The following is a 13,753-nucleotide window of genomic DNA, read 5'->3' as shown; positions in this document are numbered from 1 at the left end:
ATAATGCCTTTACAAATCAGTTAGGAAGCAAGCAGCTCGCGTGCGTGCTTGCGGGTGGTTGCGGTAATTTCGATGCCGCCGAGCATGCGGGCAATTTCTTCGACCCGGGCTTTGGTATCGAGCGCCTCGATGCGCGACACGGTTTTGCCGGCCGCATTGAATTTGCTGACCTGCAGATGCTGGTTGGCCTGACTCGCCACTTGCGGCAAGTGGGTCACGCACAGCACCTGGCGGTCCTGACCAAGTCGCTTCAGCAAGCGCCCCACCACTTCGGCCACGCCGCCGCCAATGCCGCTGTCGACTTCATCAAAGATCAGTGTCGGCGTCGATGTGGCACTCGACGCGATCACCGAAATGGCCAGCGCAATGCGCGCCAGTTCGCCACCGGAAGCGACCTTGGCCAGTGGCCGCGGGATGGTGCCGGCATGGCCAGCCACCAGAAACTCGACCTGTTCGAGACCGGATACGGCCGCTGCCGCCGGCACCAGGCTGACCTCGAAACGTCCGCCCGCCATGCTCAGGTCCTGCATCGCTTTGGTCACGGCATCACTCAGGGTGCGGGCCGCCTTGGCCCGGACTGCCGACAATTTTTGCGCCAGCGCCGTGTAGGCGACCTTGAGTTTTTCTTCCTGCGCGCGCAAGGCGGCGATGTCGCTGGCATCGGCCAGCTGGCGCAATTGCGCTGACAGCGTGGCAAATTCCTGCGGCAGCTCTTCGGGCGTGACATGAAATTTTCGTGCGGTCGAATGCAGGTCGCCGAGGCGCTGCTCAACCTGCTGCAGGCGACGCGGGTCGAGTTCGAGCCGGTCAAGATAGTCATTGAGTGCATACACCGCTTCCTGCAACTGGATGCGGGCCGGCTCCAGCAAATCGAGGACTGGCTTGAGGCCCTCGTCAATGTCAGCCAGTTTGTCGAGTTTCAGGTTCAACGCGGTCAGTTGCGACAGCATCGGCTGGCTGGCCGATTCGGCACCGGATTCGGAGAGTGCCGCCAGCGCATCCTGCGCACCATCAATCAGGCTGGCCGCATGCGACAGGCGACTGTGCTCGTTGCTGATCTCGGTCCATTCGCCTTCCTTGGCGGCGAGCTTGTCGAGTTCGCCGACCTGCCATTCGAGCCGTTCGCGCTCCAGCAAAACATTTTTGGCATTGGTTTCGAATTCTTCGCGCTGGCGGCTGACCGCCTTCCAGCTTTTGTAGGCAACACCTACGACCCTGACGTCTTCCTGCAAACCGGCCTGCGTATCGAGCAACTGGCGTTGCGCATCGGTTTTCAGCAGGGATTGATGCGCGTGCTGACCGTGGATATCGACCAGCAATTCGCCGAGGTCGCGCAATTGCGTGGCGGTCGCGGCAATGCCGTTGATATAGGCTTTCGAGCGACCGGCATTGTCGATCACACGACGCAGCAGCACACCGCCATCGGGGTCGGCAAAGGCATGCGTGGCGAGCCAGGCATCGGCTTCGGCATGGGTCGTGAAGTCGGCGCTGATGTCGGCCTTGGCAGCGCCGTCACGCACCACACTGGCGTCGCCGCGCCCGCCCAGCGCCAATGCCAGCGCATCGATCAGGATCGACTTGCCGGCGCCGGTTTCACCGGTCAGGACCGAAAAGCCGGCAGCGAATTCAAGTTCGATCAGGTCAACGATGACAAAGTCGCGGATGGACAGGGTACGCAGCATGGTGACTATTCTTTTGGGTAATGCCGATGCAACCGGCAGCAGGTCGTTATTTGAGTTGGCCTTCGACCGACGGGTATTCATTCCAGTGCAGCTTCTCGCGCAGCGTGTCGTAATAGCTCCAGCCCGGCGGATGCAAAAAGGTAATCGTGTGGGCCGAGCGCCTTATCACAACCCGGTCATGCAGTTGCAGGCTAGCCAGCGACTGCATGTCAAAATTCACGCCGGTGTCGCGGCCACTGATGACGGTGATCACAATTTCGCTGTAATCCGGCAACACGATCGGCCGGTTCGACAACGCATGCGGCGCAATCGGCACCAGCACGATGCCGCCCAGACTCGGGTGCAACAGCGGCCCGCCGGCCGACAACGAATAGGCCGTCGAGCCGGTCGGCGTCGCCACGATCAGGCCATCGGAACGCTGGTTGTACATGAAGTGACCATCGACATCGACCCGCAGTTCCACCATCCCGGACCCGGCCCCGCGCGACACCACCACATCATTGAAGGCCAGCGCATTAAAGACCGGCTGACCATCGCGATGCACCACACCTTCCAGCAAACTCCGGCGTTCCGATTCGATTTTGCCGTTCAGCATTTCCGCCAGCAGCGGCATCATCCTTTCCAGCGGGATATCGGTCATGAAGCCCAACCGGCCCTGATTGATACCGATCAGTGGCACGTCGAACGGCGCCAGCTGGCGGGCAATCCCGAGCATGGTACCGTCGCCACCAACGACGATGGCGGCGTCGACGCTCGCGCCGATCTGGGCCGGTGTCATTTGCCGGTAACCGGTCATGCCGGTGCTCAGGGCAGTTTCGTTTTCGAGTACCACGTCATGCCCGGTCGCGACCAGGAAATCGGCGATCTCGGACAGCGACTGCGCGATACCGGCGGCCATGGGCTTGCCGATGATGGCAATGGTTTTCAGCGGGGGGACCGGCAGACCGGCAGGGGTGGGAAGCGACATGCTTCGGATTAGACCATAATTCGTCGCCCTCTTGAAGGATGCCGCAGCCGGACCTACTTATGATGAACAACCCGACGGGAAACATGTGATGAACCAGCTTCCGATCAAGGCCTTACTGTTCGATCTCGACGATACGCTGTGGCCGATCGTGCCGGTGATCGTGCGCGCCGAAACCATCCTGCACGACTGGCTGCGCAGGCATGCGCCAGCCGTCGCGCAGGATCACAGCATCGAAACCATGCGCGCGCGCCGCCTGGAAATCCTGGCCGCCGAACCCCGTTACAAAGTCGATCTGGTCGGCCTGCGTCATGCCGGGCTGACCGAAGCCTTCCATGCCAGCGGTGCCGACCCGGTCCATGTCGATGGCGCGATGGCCATCTTCAATACCGCCCGCAATGCCGTGACACCGTACGACGATGTGCTGCCGTCGCTGCTGCGACTCGGCGGACGCGTGGCACTCGGGACGATCTCGAATGGCTCGGCGGACCTCGACACCATCGGCCTGGCCGGTCACTTCCGGATTTCGATTGCCGCGCACCAGTTCGGTACGGCCAAACCAGATGCGGCCATTTTTCATGCGGCCTGCAGCGCGCTGGAAGTTGATCCGGCCGAAACCGTGTACGTCGGCGACGATCCGCTGCTCGATGTGGTCGGTGCCCAGCAAGCCGGCCTGCGCGCGGTCTGGATGAACCGCTTTTCACGCACCCTGCCCGACCATGTCCGGCCCGATGCCAGTTGCGTCAGCCTGCTTGAACTGGAACACTGGCTGGAGCACCGGATAATACTGGCCCCGGCACCAATCGCTCGCTAAAATACCAAAATGCAACTAGACGCCCGCGCCCAAACCCTGCTCAAAGCCCTCGTGGAACGCTATATCGCCGACGGTCAGCCGGTCGGCTCGCGCGCGCTGGCGAAGATTTCAGGACTTGATCTGTCGCCGGCGACCATCCGCAACATCATGTCCGACCTGGAAGAAATGGGCTTCGTGTCCAGCCCGCACACGTCAGCCGGACGTGTCCCGACACCGCGCGGCTACCGGATTTTTGTCGATACGCTGCTGACGGTCGACACCATTGACGAGAGTGCGCTGGAATCGCGCCTGCAATCACGCATCCATAGCGGCTCATCGCAAAAAGTCATTGCCAATGCAGCGCAAGTGTTGTCTTCGCTGTCGCAATTCGCTGGTGTAGTGCTGACACCGCGACGTGAGTCAGTGTTTCAGCAAATCGAGTTTTTGCGTTTGTCGGAGCGGCGTGTTTTGCTGGTGATCGTCGCGCCCAATGGCGACGTGCAAAACCGCTTGCTAATGAGCGATGTCGATTACACCCCGGCGCAACTGGTGCAGGCGGCCAACTTCATCAATCTCAATTACGGCGGTTTGAGCTTCCATGACGTCCGCCTGCGCCTGCAACATGAATTGCGCCAGCTGCGCGACGACATGACGCCACTGATGCATGCCGCGGTCGAAGTGGGCAGCGACGCGATGGCCGACAACAGCGATGAAGTGGTGATTTCGGGCGAACGTAATTTGCTCAGCGTCAGCGACCTGTCATCGAACATGTCCTCGTTGCGCAAGCTGTTTGATTTGTTCGAACAGAAGACCAGCCTGCTGCAATTGCTGGATCTGTCGAACCGGGCCACGGGCGTACAGATTTTTATTGGCGGCGAATCCAGCCTGGTGCCGCTGGAGCAGATGAGCATCGTCACGGCGCCGTATGAAATCAATGGCCGCGTGGTCGGCACGCTGGGGGTGATCGGTCCGACCCGCATGGCGTATGAACGGGTGATTCCGATCGTCGATATCACGGCGAAGTTGCTGTCGAACGCACTGAGCAGCGCGACGGACAAACACTACAAATAAATCACTGCCCGCTTGCTTGCTGGCCCGCACACCGCATCACCGGGTGCGATGCGCGCAATCTTTCTTCGTGCAGTGGCCGTACAGTGCCAGCGAATGCTCGGCGATAGTGAAACCGCGCTCCAAAGCGACCTTCTGCTGACGCAACTCAATCTCTTCATCATAAAATTCTTCGACGATGCCACAGTCGAGGCACACCAGATGATCATGATGCGTGCCTTCGTTGAGTTCGAAGACGGCCTTGCTGGTTTCGAAATGGTTGCGGTGTAACAGGCCGGCCTGTTCGAACTGGGTCAGTACCCGGTATACGGTGGCCAGTCCGACATCCATGTTTTCTGCCAGCAGGATCTTGTAGACATCCTCGGCGCTCAGGTGACGCACCTGGCTTTGATGAAAAATATCCAGGATCTTGATGCGGGGAAGCGTGGCTTTCAGTCCGCTGGCTTTGAGGTCAGATGGGTTATTGGACATGTTGTTGGCTGGGTAGTGAGTAACTGCTTTATGATATAGCGCTTTCGCGCCCCGACTCAATCAATCGAGATCCTTCATGCAAATGCTGCTCCCCATTTCTCTGCCTCGTTCCGTACGGCTCGCTGCCGCTGGTTTTCTGAGTCTGTCGCTGCTGGCCGGATGTGCCTCCAAAAACCCGTTGATGGAAGCGCCGGCCAGCATGGCCAGTGCGACCAAAACCACTCCTGAAGTCACCGCCGAAAGCGCCAGCGCGGCAACCGCCAATAGCGGCATGCAGCGCAGCACGCCAACCAGCGCGCGACGCTTCCTGGGCGTGTTGTCACCGTACCGGATCGATATTCCACAAGGTAATTTCGTCTCCGAAGAAATGGTGCTGCAACTGAAAGAAGGCATGACGCCAGACCAGGTCCGCTTCGCACTCGGCACCCCGCTGATTACCGATATCTTCCATGCCGATCGCTGGGACTATGTCTTCCGCATGCTCAAGCGCAATGACGAAGTCCTGTCGAGCCGGGTCACGGTCTTTTTCAAGGATGGACGTGTCAGCCGATTCGAAGGCGGCAACCTGCCCACCGAAGTCGACTACCTGGCACTGATCGCGGGTGCCGTTCCCAAGAAAACCAAGCCACTTGCGCCGGCACCGGCAGTTGCTCCGTCCGCGGCCAGACCGACGCAATAAATGGGGTCTGCGCCTGACGTTCGGCTGACACCGACTTGACCAACACTCTGACGATTGCTTCCATGACTGTACTGAAAATTGCCATCGCCGGCGCGTCCGGCCGCATGGGTCGCATGCTGGCCGAAACCATCCTGGCCAGCGCTGACACCACGCTGACGGGCGCGCTCGATGTTGCCGCAGCACCAGCAATCGGCACCGATGTCACCGGGTTTCTTGGCAAAAACAGCGGCGTCCTGATTACTTCGGCACTGGCCGACGGCCTGGCGGATGCGGACTTCCTGATTGATTTCACCCGCCCGGAGGGCACGCTGGAACATCTGGCGTATTGCGCCAGTCACGGCATCAAGATGATCATCGGCACCACCGGTTTTGATGCTGCCGGCAAAGCGGCGATTGCTGCCGCAGCCGAACAGACCGCGATCGTCTTCGCACCCAACATGAGCGTGGGCGTGAATGTCACGATGAAATTGCTGGAGATGGCCGCCAAGAGTTTTGCCGAAGGCTACGACATCGAAATCATCGAAGCCCATCACCGCATGAAAGTTGATGCGCCATCCGGCACCGCACTGCAGATGGGGGAAGTCATCGCCAAGGCAGTCGGACGGGATCTCGATGAAGTCGGTGTCTTTGCCCGCCATGGCGTAACCGGCGAACGCGATCCGTCCTCGATCGGTTTTGCCACCATTCGCGGCGGCGATATCGTGGGCGACCACACGGTGCTGTTTGCCGGCATCGGCGAACGGATCGAAATTTCGCACAAGTCATCAAGCCGCGTCACGTATGCCCACGGCAGCTTGCGCGCAGCACGCTTTCTGGCAAACAAAACTACCGGCCTGTTCGACATGCAGGACGTGCTCGGGCTGCGATGACACGATGGTGGGACTGCGTCCGGAGCCGGCACGTCAGACACCACCAGCATCGCCTCTGATACCAACCGGCGTGAAGGCGGGCGCGGTCCGGATCAAGTCCTTCAGCTGTTTTTCGTTGCCCGACCAGCCCGCTCACGCGACTATGCAGCAGCAGAGTCGCCAACCCGCCACAGCCGTTGGAAAACCGGTTGCGCTGTGGTACCAGATACCGATCCCGTCTACACTGCACTCCTGACTTTTTACCCAGGAGCAGCATGAATCTCTCGCCACAACTCGCCCGCTACTGGGCTCAGGGTGACGCCATCTCGCATGCGGTGGCCTACCTGCTGTTGCTGATGTCGCTGGTGAGCTGGTACTTCATTTTGTCCAAGTCATGGAGCGCGTGGCGACTGCGGCGCAGTGCCGTGGCCCTCGATGCATTCTGGAAAGCTCCCAGCATCGCCGACGCCGTCGCCGTCCTGAAACTAGCCGATCCCGAAAACATCTACACCCCGCTGGCGGCCCGCAGTGCCGACGCTGCCACGTTGACGCCCGCCGCCGGTTCTCTCAATGCCGCCAGCGATCGCGGCGAACTGATCACCCGCACGCTGCGCCAGGAAATCAACCGCGTCTCCTCGCGTCTCGAAAGTGGTCTGACCTTGCTGGCCTCGGTCGGTGCGACCGCCCCGTTTGTCGGTCTGCTCGGAACGGTGTGGGGTATCTATCACGCACTGGCGGCGATCTCGACGGCCGGTACGGTACAGATCGACAAGATAGCCGGTCCGGTTGGCGAGGCACTGATCATGACCGCGCTCGGACTGACTGTAGCGATCCCCGCAGTGCTGGCCTACAACGCATTCACCCGCGTCAACCGCGTCACGTTAGCCGAACTCGATGCCTTCGCGCATGACCTGCACGCCTTCCTGACCACCGGCGCACGGGTAGGAAACTGACATGACCTTCGGCGGATTCAACGACAAACAAACTCCTGCGCCCATGGCCGAGATCAACGTCACGCCGATGGTCGACGTGATGCTGGTACTGCTGGTGATTTTCATCATGACGGCACCGCTGCTGACGCAGGCAATCAAGCTCGATTTGCCGCAGGCGACATCGGCCTCCGCGCCCGACAACCCGGCCACCATCCAGCTCGCCATCGATGCCAGCGGCACCCTGTACTGGAACGATACGGCGATCACCACGCCCGAACTCGAACAGCGCTTTGCCGACGCGGGCAAGCGCACTCCGCAACCTGAACTGCGCTTGCGGGCCGACAAATCGACACGCTACGAGGTGATTGCGCAAGTCATGGCATCTGCCCAAAGCAATGGCCTGAGCAAACTGGGCTTCGTGACCGAGCCCAAGCCGACCGGCTCCCCGGCGCGCTGACAACAAGGTCAGCGGATAAACCGGAACAGCATCGACGATAGCGATTCGATCAACGGCAGCGGCGTGCCCTGCCAGAACCGCTTCGGCCGGGACAGCGGAATCACGCCATGCAGGATCACGCCAAAATCCAGCGATGGTTCATGCGGGAAATAATTCTCCTGGATCGACACGATTTGCCGGAAGCCTTTCCGGAAGTAGTACCGTAACTGCGGATCGAGCGGCTCGCCGGAGCGTCCACGCTTTTTGCTGTGGACATATTCCCAGGCGGGCAGGTCCGGCTTGCACTCACGGGCCCGCCGGAAGCCCGGCATCGGCGAACCCAGATACACATCGCGCCACCCGGCCTTGAGCGCACGCGGGTAAAAAAACCGGTACAGATCGTCGGCGGCAGCGGCATTCGTGCTGCTCAGGCTGATGCCAAACAGCGCCCGGGTGTCACTGTGCAGTTCGCAGGCAGCAGGCAAGTTGGCGGTCACGTCCCACCGGGTCGGCGCGGTAAAGATGGCCGGGTTGACTGGCCGCATGAAGGTCGATGCCAGCGCCTTGCCCGACTGGAGGCAAAACGATCCGATACACAGTGTCGGATAGGCAGCGATGCGTTGCCGCAGCATGCTCTCGGTGGCCGCCTGGTTCGGTTCCCATTTGGCATGTTCCAGCGCCAGCAAGGCAGGGATATCGGTCTGCTGCAGATAACGCGTCTGAAATCGCGGTGCGGTGAGGCGACGTAACCAGTCAGCAAACATGATCGACTCCTTTGGAAGGTGTGTGCAGCGCTGCTGCCGAGAGTTCGGCAAGCACGCCGGTCAGATAGCCTTGCGTGATGACTGCGCGGGCACGAAAGGCGGGCTCCTGCATCAGACTCCGGTGCAACCGACCGAGCCGGAAAAAAGGTACCGAGGGAAACAGGTGGTGTTCGGCATGGAAATTCACGCCGTTCTGCGCAATCAGCAAGCGTTCCGGCCAGCCGACCAGAACCGTGCGCGAATTGGCAAAGCCCTCTGCAGGCAAGCCGAAATGCTCACCCAGATCCCGCACATACAGAATCGCCATCAGGACAGTTGCCAGCGGCACGATCCAGTACAGTAGCAGCGTGTGCCACATGCCGAAGTAGGTCACCGCAGCGACCAGAACCAGTGCAAACACCAGCCGGTAAATCGCGGTGCTGCGCGGCAGCGAAGTGGCCATACCCGCATCCACTGTGTAGCGCTTCAACTCCTGCAGCGTGTACCAGCCGATGCCGTGTTTGAGCACGTCGGACCACACCTGCTGCCGCGTTTTCGGGAACTGGTAGCGCAGCTTCCGTGCGGACGCCACGTAGTTGGGATCGTCTTCGGTCCAGGCATGTTTGTGATGCAGCATGTGGTTGCGGCGGAAGCCATGGATCGTGATGAAAAACGGGAAGGCGGTGAAGACGTCGCCGACCAGATCGTTGAGCCAGGCGCGCTTGCGGCTGAGCTGGTAGTGGGAATAATCATGCATCAGCGTCAACAGCGCATGCTGGCGCGTGGCGATCAGAGCCATGCAGAGCAAGCTGATAACCCAGTGCGACGACCAGGTCGCCAGCACTATGAGACCGAAGATACAAAGCCATTCGAGGCCGGTCTGTAACAGCAACCGAATCGGCGCGGGCCTGGCCAGCGCTTTCAGCAGCGCCCGCGGCAGGATGATTTTTTCAGGGAAAACGGGTGTGGTGGTGGACATGGGCAACTCCATTCAGCGATTTAACGATATTTTGTCGTTAACTTAGCGGTGAATTATGTCCGTGCAGTGACATGAAGAAAGAACAACGCATGGAACCACACAGCGTGGGCAGCTACTCATGGAGCGCACTGCTTCGAATAATTATCTCTGACTCTTCCGACCCACCATCATGCTTAACGCCATAGCATCCGGCAGCAACGCACCTCTTTCTCACCGATCTGCCCTTGCAGCTATCGACGAGATCGTTGTCGCGTCGCCACGCGCTGCCGATGCGCGCCATCAGGCAAATGACCGACACGCCCAGGCCGCCAACAACACGATGCGCACCCGGATCGCGCGACTGTTCAACACCAAAAAAGTACCGGATTTGCCAGCGCTGAAGTTCCCTGCAGAATGGGCAACGGCAGCGGGCGACATTTGCCAGAGATGGATCGATGAGCAGACTCGCCACGACCCTGGCAAGGTATCGCTCGTCGCCCTGTCGCGCATGAAAGCACTCGACTACGAGCGCAGGAACCTGCCGCAGATTCATGCAGCGCAGCGGCTGTTGCCCGCATCGGCAACGCAGCAGGATTATTACCAGGCACAAATCGAAGCATTCCTTGCCGCCGTCGGTGAAGAAGATCCGCAGCCCATGCTGGAGAGTTTCAAACACGCCGGTACCGGCGGTCTCCATCGGCAGCATGCCACCGTGGGTGCGACCGTCAGCAACTCGCTGAGCGCGGCAATCCTGTTGGCGCCCGATCCGGTGACCAGAGTCGCCCTGGTCGCCGCGCGCCTGTTGACGCAAAGTGCCACCTCGGCTGCCGTCATTGCGGCGGGACCCCGCCGCTTTCGCAACGCCTGTGCCGAAGACGTGATGCAGCTCGGACGGGCCGATGCAGCGCCTGCGGCCAAGCGGGCGCCCAACATGTTGCAGGCATCGCTGGCCGTCATGCGCATCTTGAAAGGCTCGGAAAAAAACCTGCAGGAAATGCAGAGCGCCATGCAGGCATTGGAACGCGCGCAGCAGGCAACCACGCCGAACCCCAACGCGCTGCGCGAGACCCGGCAACGGCTGGAACTGGCATTCGCCCGAATTTGCCACCAGCTATCGGTCAAGTTCAACTACAAGGCCGCCTCCGAAAGCGCAAAAATTGAATTCTTTGGCAATCTGCGTTACCTGTTGACCAGCTATACCGGCTTCAGCGCTACCCTGACGGCCGGTCTGCTCGCGATCATGACGCCGGTCTTCATCGGCGCGGCCGTCACCGGCGGACTGGTCGCCGGGGCGGCAGCACTGACCGTGGCGATGTATCTCGGTTACCAGCTCAGTACCGGCCCCTCACGCGACGGCGAAGAAAAAGCCAAACGTGCAATTGTTGCCCTGGTAAAAATGCTGGAAGTACTGAGTGGCGAAGATTCCGCCGGCATGCTGAGTCGCGCAAAAGCCTATTCCGACTATTTACAGGAAAGAAAAGTGCCGCGCTTTTGCAAACGGCCAGCCAGGCAACGGATCAGGCAAGCTGCCAAAACGCGCTTGCTGGAACGGCTGGCAGAAACCACCCGCGCCGCACCCGCGCACGCTGGTCTTGATCCCTCGGCCAACTGGCAAGCCTATCGTTCGCATCTGGACTCTGCCAACGCGATGACTGCCAATGCTGCGCAAGACCCCACCACCGGACCAGCCAGTGAGCAACAACTGGCCGCATTGAATGCGCAGTTCAGCGCCCGTCATCAAAACGACTTTGCGGTCAAGACTGTCGTCGATGCCTGGAAACTGCCGATGAGCATCCGCCTGAACGCCGCCAGTCGCATCCTCCAGGGCAAGGTGGCACGATCGCACAAGCGCTTGCTGGCGCTCAAACCGGGTGTGTTTGCCGGCACCGGACATGGCCGGTCAGGCCAGACAATCGAAAGCAAGCGGGCGATCGACCAGCAGAAGAACTTGATGCGCGATCATCTGTTCGACATGTTCAACCTGGAACTTGCACTGCAAGATCTGAAGCTGTCCGCCAACCCCGACGTGGATAGCCCGCGTCGGGCCAATGCTACCGGGCGACTTGCCGCGATCACGGATCAGGATGTGCGTCGATTATTTTGTGGTACCGCCGAAGAACAGGTCGAGTCGATCCGGCTCTCCAAGGAACTGACTGCCGGCGAAAGCGAGCGCTATACCCATGCCAATGCCGGCTCGGCATTCATCGGCATCGTGCTCAATATCGTCGTCCCTGCAGTGGATCTCGGGATCAGTGCGGACAAGGCTGCCGGTACTTACGGCGGCCCCAAATTCAACGACTATAAATTCGTCTTCGTTTCCCAGGCAGGTGCACAACCGGGCGCACACCAGAGCGCCGGCGACCGCGCAGCCATGCAAGGGCGCGAAATTCAACCGCAACTGCAACAAACCGAACTGGCAGAACCCGCGCCGGAGTTTGATCTGGATATCGCTCTGGCAGGCCATGCCATGACGCCGGCCGACGGCGCAGCGAAGAACGCCATGGATGGGCTGATGCAGCAGCTCTGCAACGCGGATGTCGTGCCGCGAACGCTGCGACTGGCACTGACTGGCAATGCGCTCGCGACCGGCGACGTATCCGGCGAACCCGTACCGCCCTCGCAAAATGTCGCCGTTAATCTGAAGCCGACCACGGCCTTTCATAGCGTGCAATACAAAAAAAATCCGTTCGTTCAACGGTTTCGTCATATAAGCGGACAACTCGGCATCATCGGACGGCAGGCGTCGATGTCCATCTTCGGATTGCCGGCACAGTTACTCGCGCAACGCAATCTGAACAGCTCACGTCCAACGCTCAATAACGCAGCCCGACTGACTGGCAGAGTACTCAAGTTGTTGCAACTTGGCCTGCCTGCAACCCCGGCACCCGCCTGTTTCCCGGCGGAGATCGTCCCGCCCAATACCTCCGGCCTGCTCTGCCTCGACAACGAACACGTGATACGGGTGCCCGGTGACGCGCCCGACCAGCCACCTCGACCGATCCATGCCCACAGGGCGGATCAACAGTTGCGAACCGGCGCGAGTTACGCCGCCGGGCAATCACCGGAAGACGCACGGGTCGAGGATTTTCTGTTGCAAGGGATAGCGTCGGGTCAGGGGATATTCCAGTTCGTGTCGCGGCGCGCGCACCATGCGCCCGAGCGCAGTCGCGAAACACCGGTCATCGCGTTGCTCGAACAACGCTGCCTCCGGCCGGACAAACCGCTGATCGGCGGGCGCTACCGACTCGAAAGTGTCGAGCGCACTGCGGGTAAAAATGCAGACGACGGCAGCGACTTTTTGCGCGCCGAAGTGCTCGTTATCGACACCTGGTCGACGGCGCTACCGGCGGCACCCCTCCGTATTCCGATCACGCAGGCCGGCCTTAAATTTACCGATCGACTGCTGCGCGTGGAGCAGATCGAGCGCGCCAGCGCGCTCCTGGATGCGCACAACGACCAATGCCTGACGCCGGACACACCGGAAGCCGCCGACAAAATGGTGCTCAGCTTTGCCGGCATCGGACGCAACGCCACGCTGATCACGTATCGCGTGCTGCGCGACGCCATCGCCCGTGGAGAGCTGACGCAAGACACGCTCGATGCAGCACTCGACGCCGAGATCACGGCCAACCGCGCGCGACGTGGTCCGGGGTATGTGCATTCGATCGAGCAGCGGAATGAATTGCGCGAGGCGTTGTCGATGTTGATCACGAGGAGAGATTCCTGATCGCCTGATACGAACAAGGAATCAGGCCCGTGAGTTGAACTGCAAAGGCCAGCAGCGGTCCGGCAACCTCGTAGATCTTTACAACCATTTTCCGATGGCGACGCATGCCGGGCTTAGCGGCCAGCCCCTTCAAGGTATTCGTCGAACCGAAAATTTCACCACACAGAAAAAGAACCTATCGTTGTGTCCGAAATTACTTGACCACCACAAACCACCGGCCGTAGGTTGGGCTGCCAAGCCCAACATGCGTCAAATTCCGTATGCGCTCGATGCGAGCGAAAGCAGTTTGCCTCTGTCGGGCAGCACCTGGTTTGATGCGTCGGAGCGCTACCGACGACCGTATAACAACTTCACAGGAAGCTTGACGCATGTTGGGCTTCGCAGCCCAACCTACGATTCGGCAACGTCATCGTCACCGTGCTTGCTGTCCGACGCCCACCTCGAAAGGTCTG

The 13,753-nt window shown here is 60.4% G+C and carries 12 protein-coding genes; 7 read left to right on the top strand and 5 right to left on the bottom strand.

Features of this window, described 5'->3' with window-relative positions:
* Positions 1-20 precede the first annotated feature (20 nt).
* Both recN and ABD720_RS12405 read right to left on the bottom strand, forming a co-directional pair.
* Entirely contained in the window at positions 21-1,682 is a 1,662-nt protein-coding gene (gene recN / locus ABD720_RS12410) for a DNA repair protein RecN (RefSeq protein WP_344763611.1), read from the bottom strand.
* A gap of 46 nt (positions 1,683-1,728) precedes the next feature.
* Positions 1,729-2,649, bottom strand: coding sequence for an NAD kinase (locus ABD720_RS12405; RefSeq protein ID WP_344763609.1), 921 nt, complete (start codon positions 2,647-2,649; stop codon positions 1,729-1,731).
* 88 nt (positions 2,650-2,737) lie between these two features.
* Between ABD720_RS12405 and ABD720_RS12400 the strand changes: the two genes are divergently transcribed.
* Positions 2,738-3,460 (top strand): HAD family hydrolase, encoded by a 723-nt coding sequence (locus ABD720_RS12400; RefSeq protein ID WP_344763607.1) that lies wholly within the window; start codon positions 2,738-2,740, stop codon positions 3,458-3,460.
* Positions 3,461-3,469: 9 nt separating this feature from the next.
* On the top strand, positions 3,470-4,510 hold the full coding sequence (hrcA, locus tag ABD720_RS12395; protein ID WP_344763606.1) for a heat-inducible transcriptional repressor HrcA: 1,041 nt from the start codon (positions 3,470-3,472) through the stop codon (positions 4,508-4,510).
* 36 nt (positions 4,511-4,546) lie between these two features.
* Here hrcA and fur read toward each other — a convergent pair whose 3' ends face one another.
* Entirely contained in the window at positions 4,547-4,978 is a 432-nt protein-coding gene (gene fur, locus ABD720_RS12390) for a ferric iron uptake transcriptional regulator (RefSeq protein WP_344763605.1), read from the bottom strand.
* Between the two features lie 76 nt (positions 4,979-5,054).
* On the opposite strand from fur, the gene ABD720_RS12385 reads away from it, so the two are divergent.
* From ABD720_RS12385 to ABD720_RS12370, 4 genes are all read left to right on the top strand, one after another.
* A complete protein-coding gene (locus tag ABD720_RS12385; RefSeq protein WP_425547970.1) occupies positions 5,055-5,657 on the top strand; it encodes an outer membrane protein assembly factor BamE in 603 nt (200 codons plus the stop codon).
* A gap of 62 nt (positions 5,658-5,719) precedes the next feature.
* Positions 5,720-6,526 carry a 4-hydroxy-tetrahydrodipicolinate reductase gene (gene dapB, locus ABD720_RS12380; RefSeq protein WP_344763602.1) on the top strand — a complete coding sequence of 269 codons (807 nt, stop codon included), beginning with the start codon at positions 5,720-5,722 and terminating at the stop codon, positions 6,524-6,526.
* A gap of 254 nt (positions 6,527-6,780) precedes the next feature.
* Positions 6,781-7,458 (top strand): MotA/TolQ/ExbB proton channel family protein, encoded by a 678-nt coding sequence (locus tag ABD720_RS12375; RefSeq protein ID WP_344763601.1) that lies wholly within the window; start codon positions 6,781-6,783, stop codon positions 7,456-7,458.
* A 1-nt stretch (position 7,459) separates the two neighbouring features.
* Positions 7,460-7,894 (top strand): ExbD/TolR family protein, encoded by a 435-nt coding sequence (locus ABD720_RS12370; protein ID WP_344763600.1) that lies wholly within the window; start codon positions 7,460-7,462, stop codon positions 7,892-7,894.
* Positions 7,895-7,902: 8 nt separating this feature from the next.
* Here the strand turns inward: ABD720_RS12370 and ABD720_RS12365 are convergent, their stop codons facing one another.
* Positions 7,903-8,637 (bottom strand): hypothetical protein, encoded by a 735-nt coding sequence (locus ABD720_RS12365; protein WP_344763598.1) that lies wholly within the window; start codon positions 8,635-8,637, stop codon positions 7,903-7,905.
* Positions 8,627-9,595, bottom strand: coding sequence for a fatty acid desaturase family protein (locus ABD720_RS12360; protein ID WP_344763597.1), 969 nt, complete (start codon positions 9,593-9,595; stop codon positions 8,627-8,629). Before ABD720_RS12360 ends, ABD720_RS12365 begins: the two co-directional genes overlap by 11 nt.
* Before the next feature lie 169 nt (positions 9,596-9,764).
* Between ABD720_RS12360 and ABD720_RS12355 the strand changes: the two genes are divergently transcribed.
* Positions 9,765-13,301: a hypothetical protein gene (locus ABD720_RS12355; protein WP_344763596.1), complete on the top strand. Its 3,537-nt coding sequence runs from the start codon at positions 9,765-9,767 to the stop codon at positions 13,299-13,301.
* Positions 13,302-13,753: the final 452 nt, after the last annotated feature.

Source organism: Actimicrobium antarcticum, from assembly GCF_039536745.1.
GTDB lineage: Bacteria > Pseudomonadota > Gammaproteobacteria > Burkholderiales > Burkholderiaceae_D > Actimicrobium > Actimicrobium antarcticum.
Note: the sequence above shows the minus strand (reverse complement) of the source record. Positions and strands in the feature narration are given on the sequence as shown.

What these genes read in the sequence shown, in the direction of transcription:
- recN (WP_344763611.1), bottom strand. Translation starts at nt 1,682, where the DNA reads ATGCTGCGTACCCTGTCCATCCGCGACTTTGTCATCGTTGACCTGATC.
- ABD720_RS12405 (WP_344763609.1), bottom strand. Translation starts at nt 2,649, where the DNA reads ATGTCGCTTCCCACCCCTGCCGGTCTGCCGGTCCCCCCGCTGAAAACC.
- ABD720_RS12400 (WP_344763607.1), top strand. Translation starts at nt 2,738, where the DNA reads ATGAACCAGCTTCCGATCAAGGCCTTACTGTTCGATCTCGACGATACG.
- hrcA (WP_344763606.1), top strand. Translation starts at nt 3,470, where the DNA reads ATGCAACTAGACGCCCGCGCCCAAACCCTGCTCAAAGCCCTCGTGGAA.
- fur (WP_344763605.1), bottom strand. Translation starts at nt 4,978, where the DNA reads ATGTCCAATAACCCATCTGACCTCAAAGCCAGCGGACTGAAAGCCACG.
- ABD720_RS12385 (WP_425547970.1), top strand. Translation starts at nt 5,055, where the DNA reads ATGCAAATGCTGCTCCCCATTTCTCTGCCTCGTTCCGTACGGCTCGCT.
- dapB (WP_344763602.1), top strand. Translation starts at nt 5,720, where the DNA reads ATGACTGTACTGAAAATTGCCATCGCCGGCGCGTCCGGCCGCATGGGT.
- ABD720_RS12375 (WP_344763601.1), top strand. Translation starts at nt 6,781, where the DNA reads ATGAATCTCTCGCCACAACTCGCCCGCTACTGGGCTCAGGGTGACGCC.
- ABD720_RS12370 (WP_344763600.1), top strand. Translation starts at nt 7,460, where the DNA reads ATGACCTTCGGCGGATTCAACGACAAACAAACTCCTGCGCCCATGGCC.
- ABD720_RS12365 (WP_344763598.1), bottom strand. Translation starts at nt 8,637, where the DNA reads ATGTTTGCTGACTGGTTACGTCGCCTCACCGCACCGCGATTTCAGACG.
- ABD720_RS12360 (WP_344763597.1), bottom strand. Translation starts at nt 9,595, where the DNA reads ATGTCCACCACCACACCCGTTTTCCCTGAAAAAATCATCCTGCCGCGG.
- ABD720_RS12355 (WP_344763596.1), top strand. Translation starts at nt 9,765, where the DNA reads ATGCTTAACGCCATAGCATCCGGCAGCAACGCACCTCTTTCTCACCGA.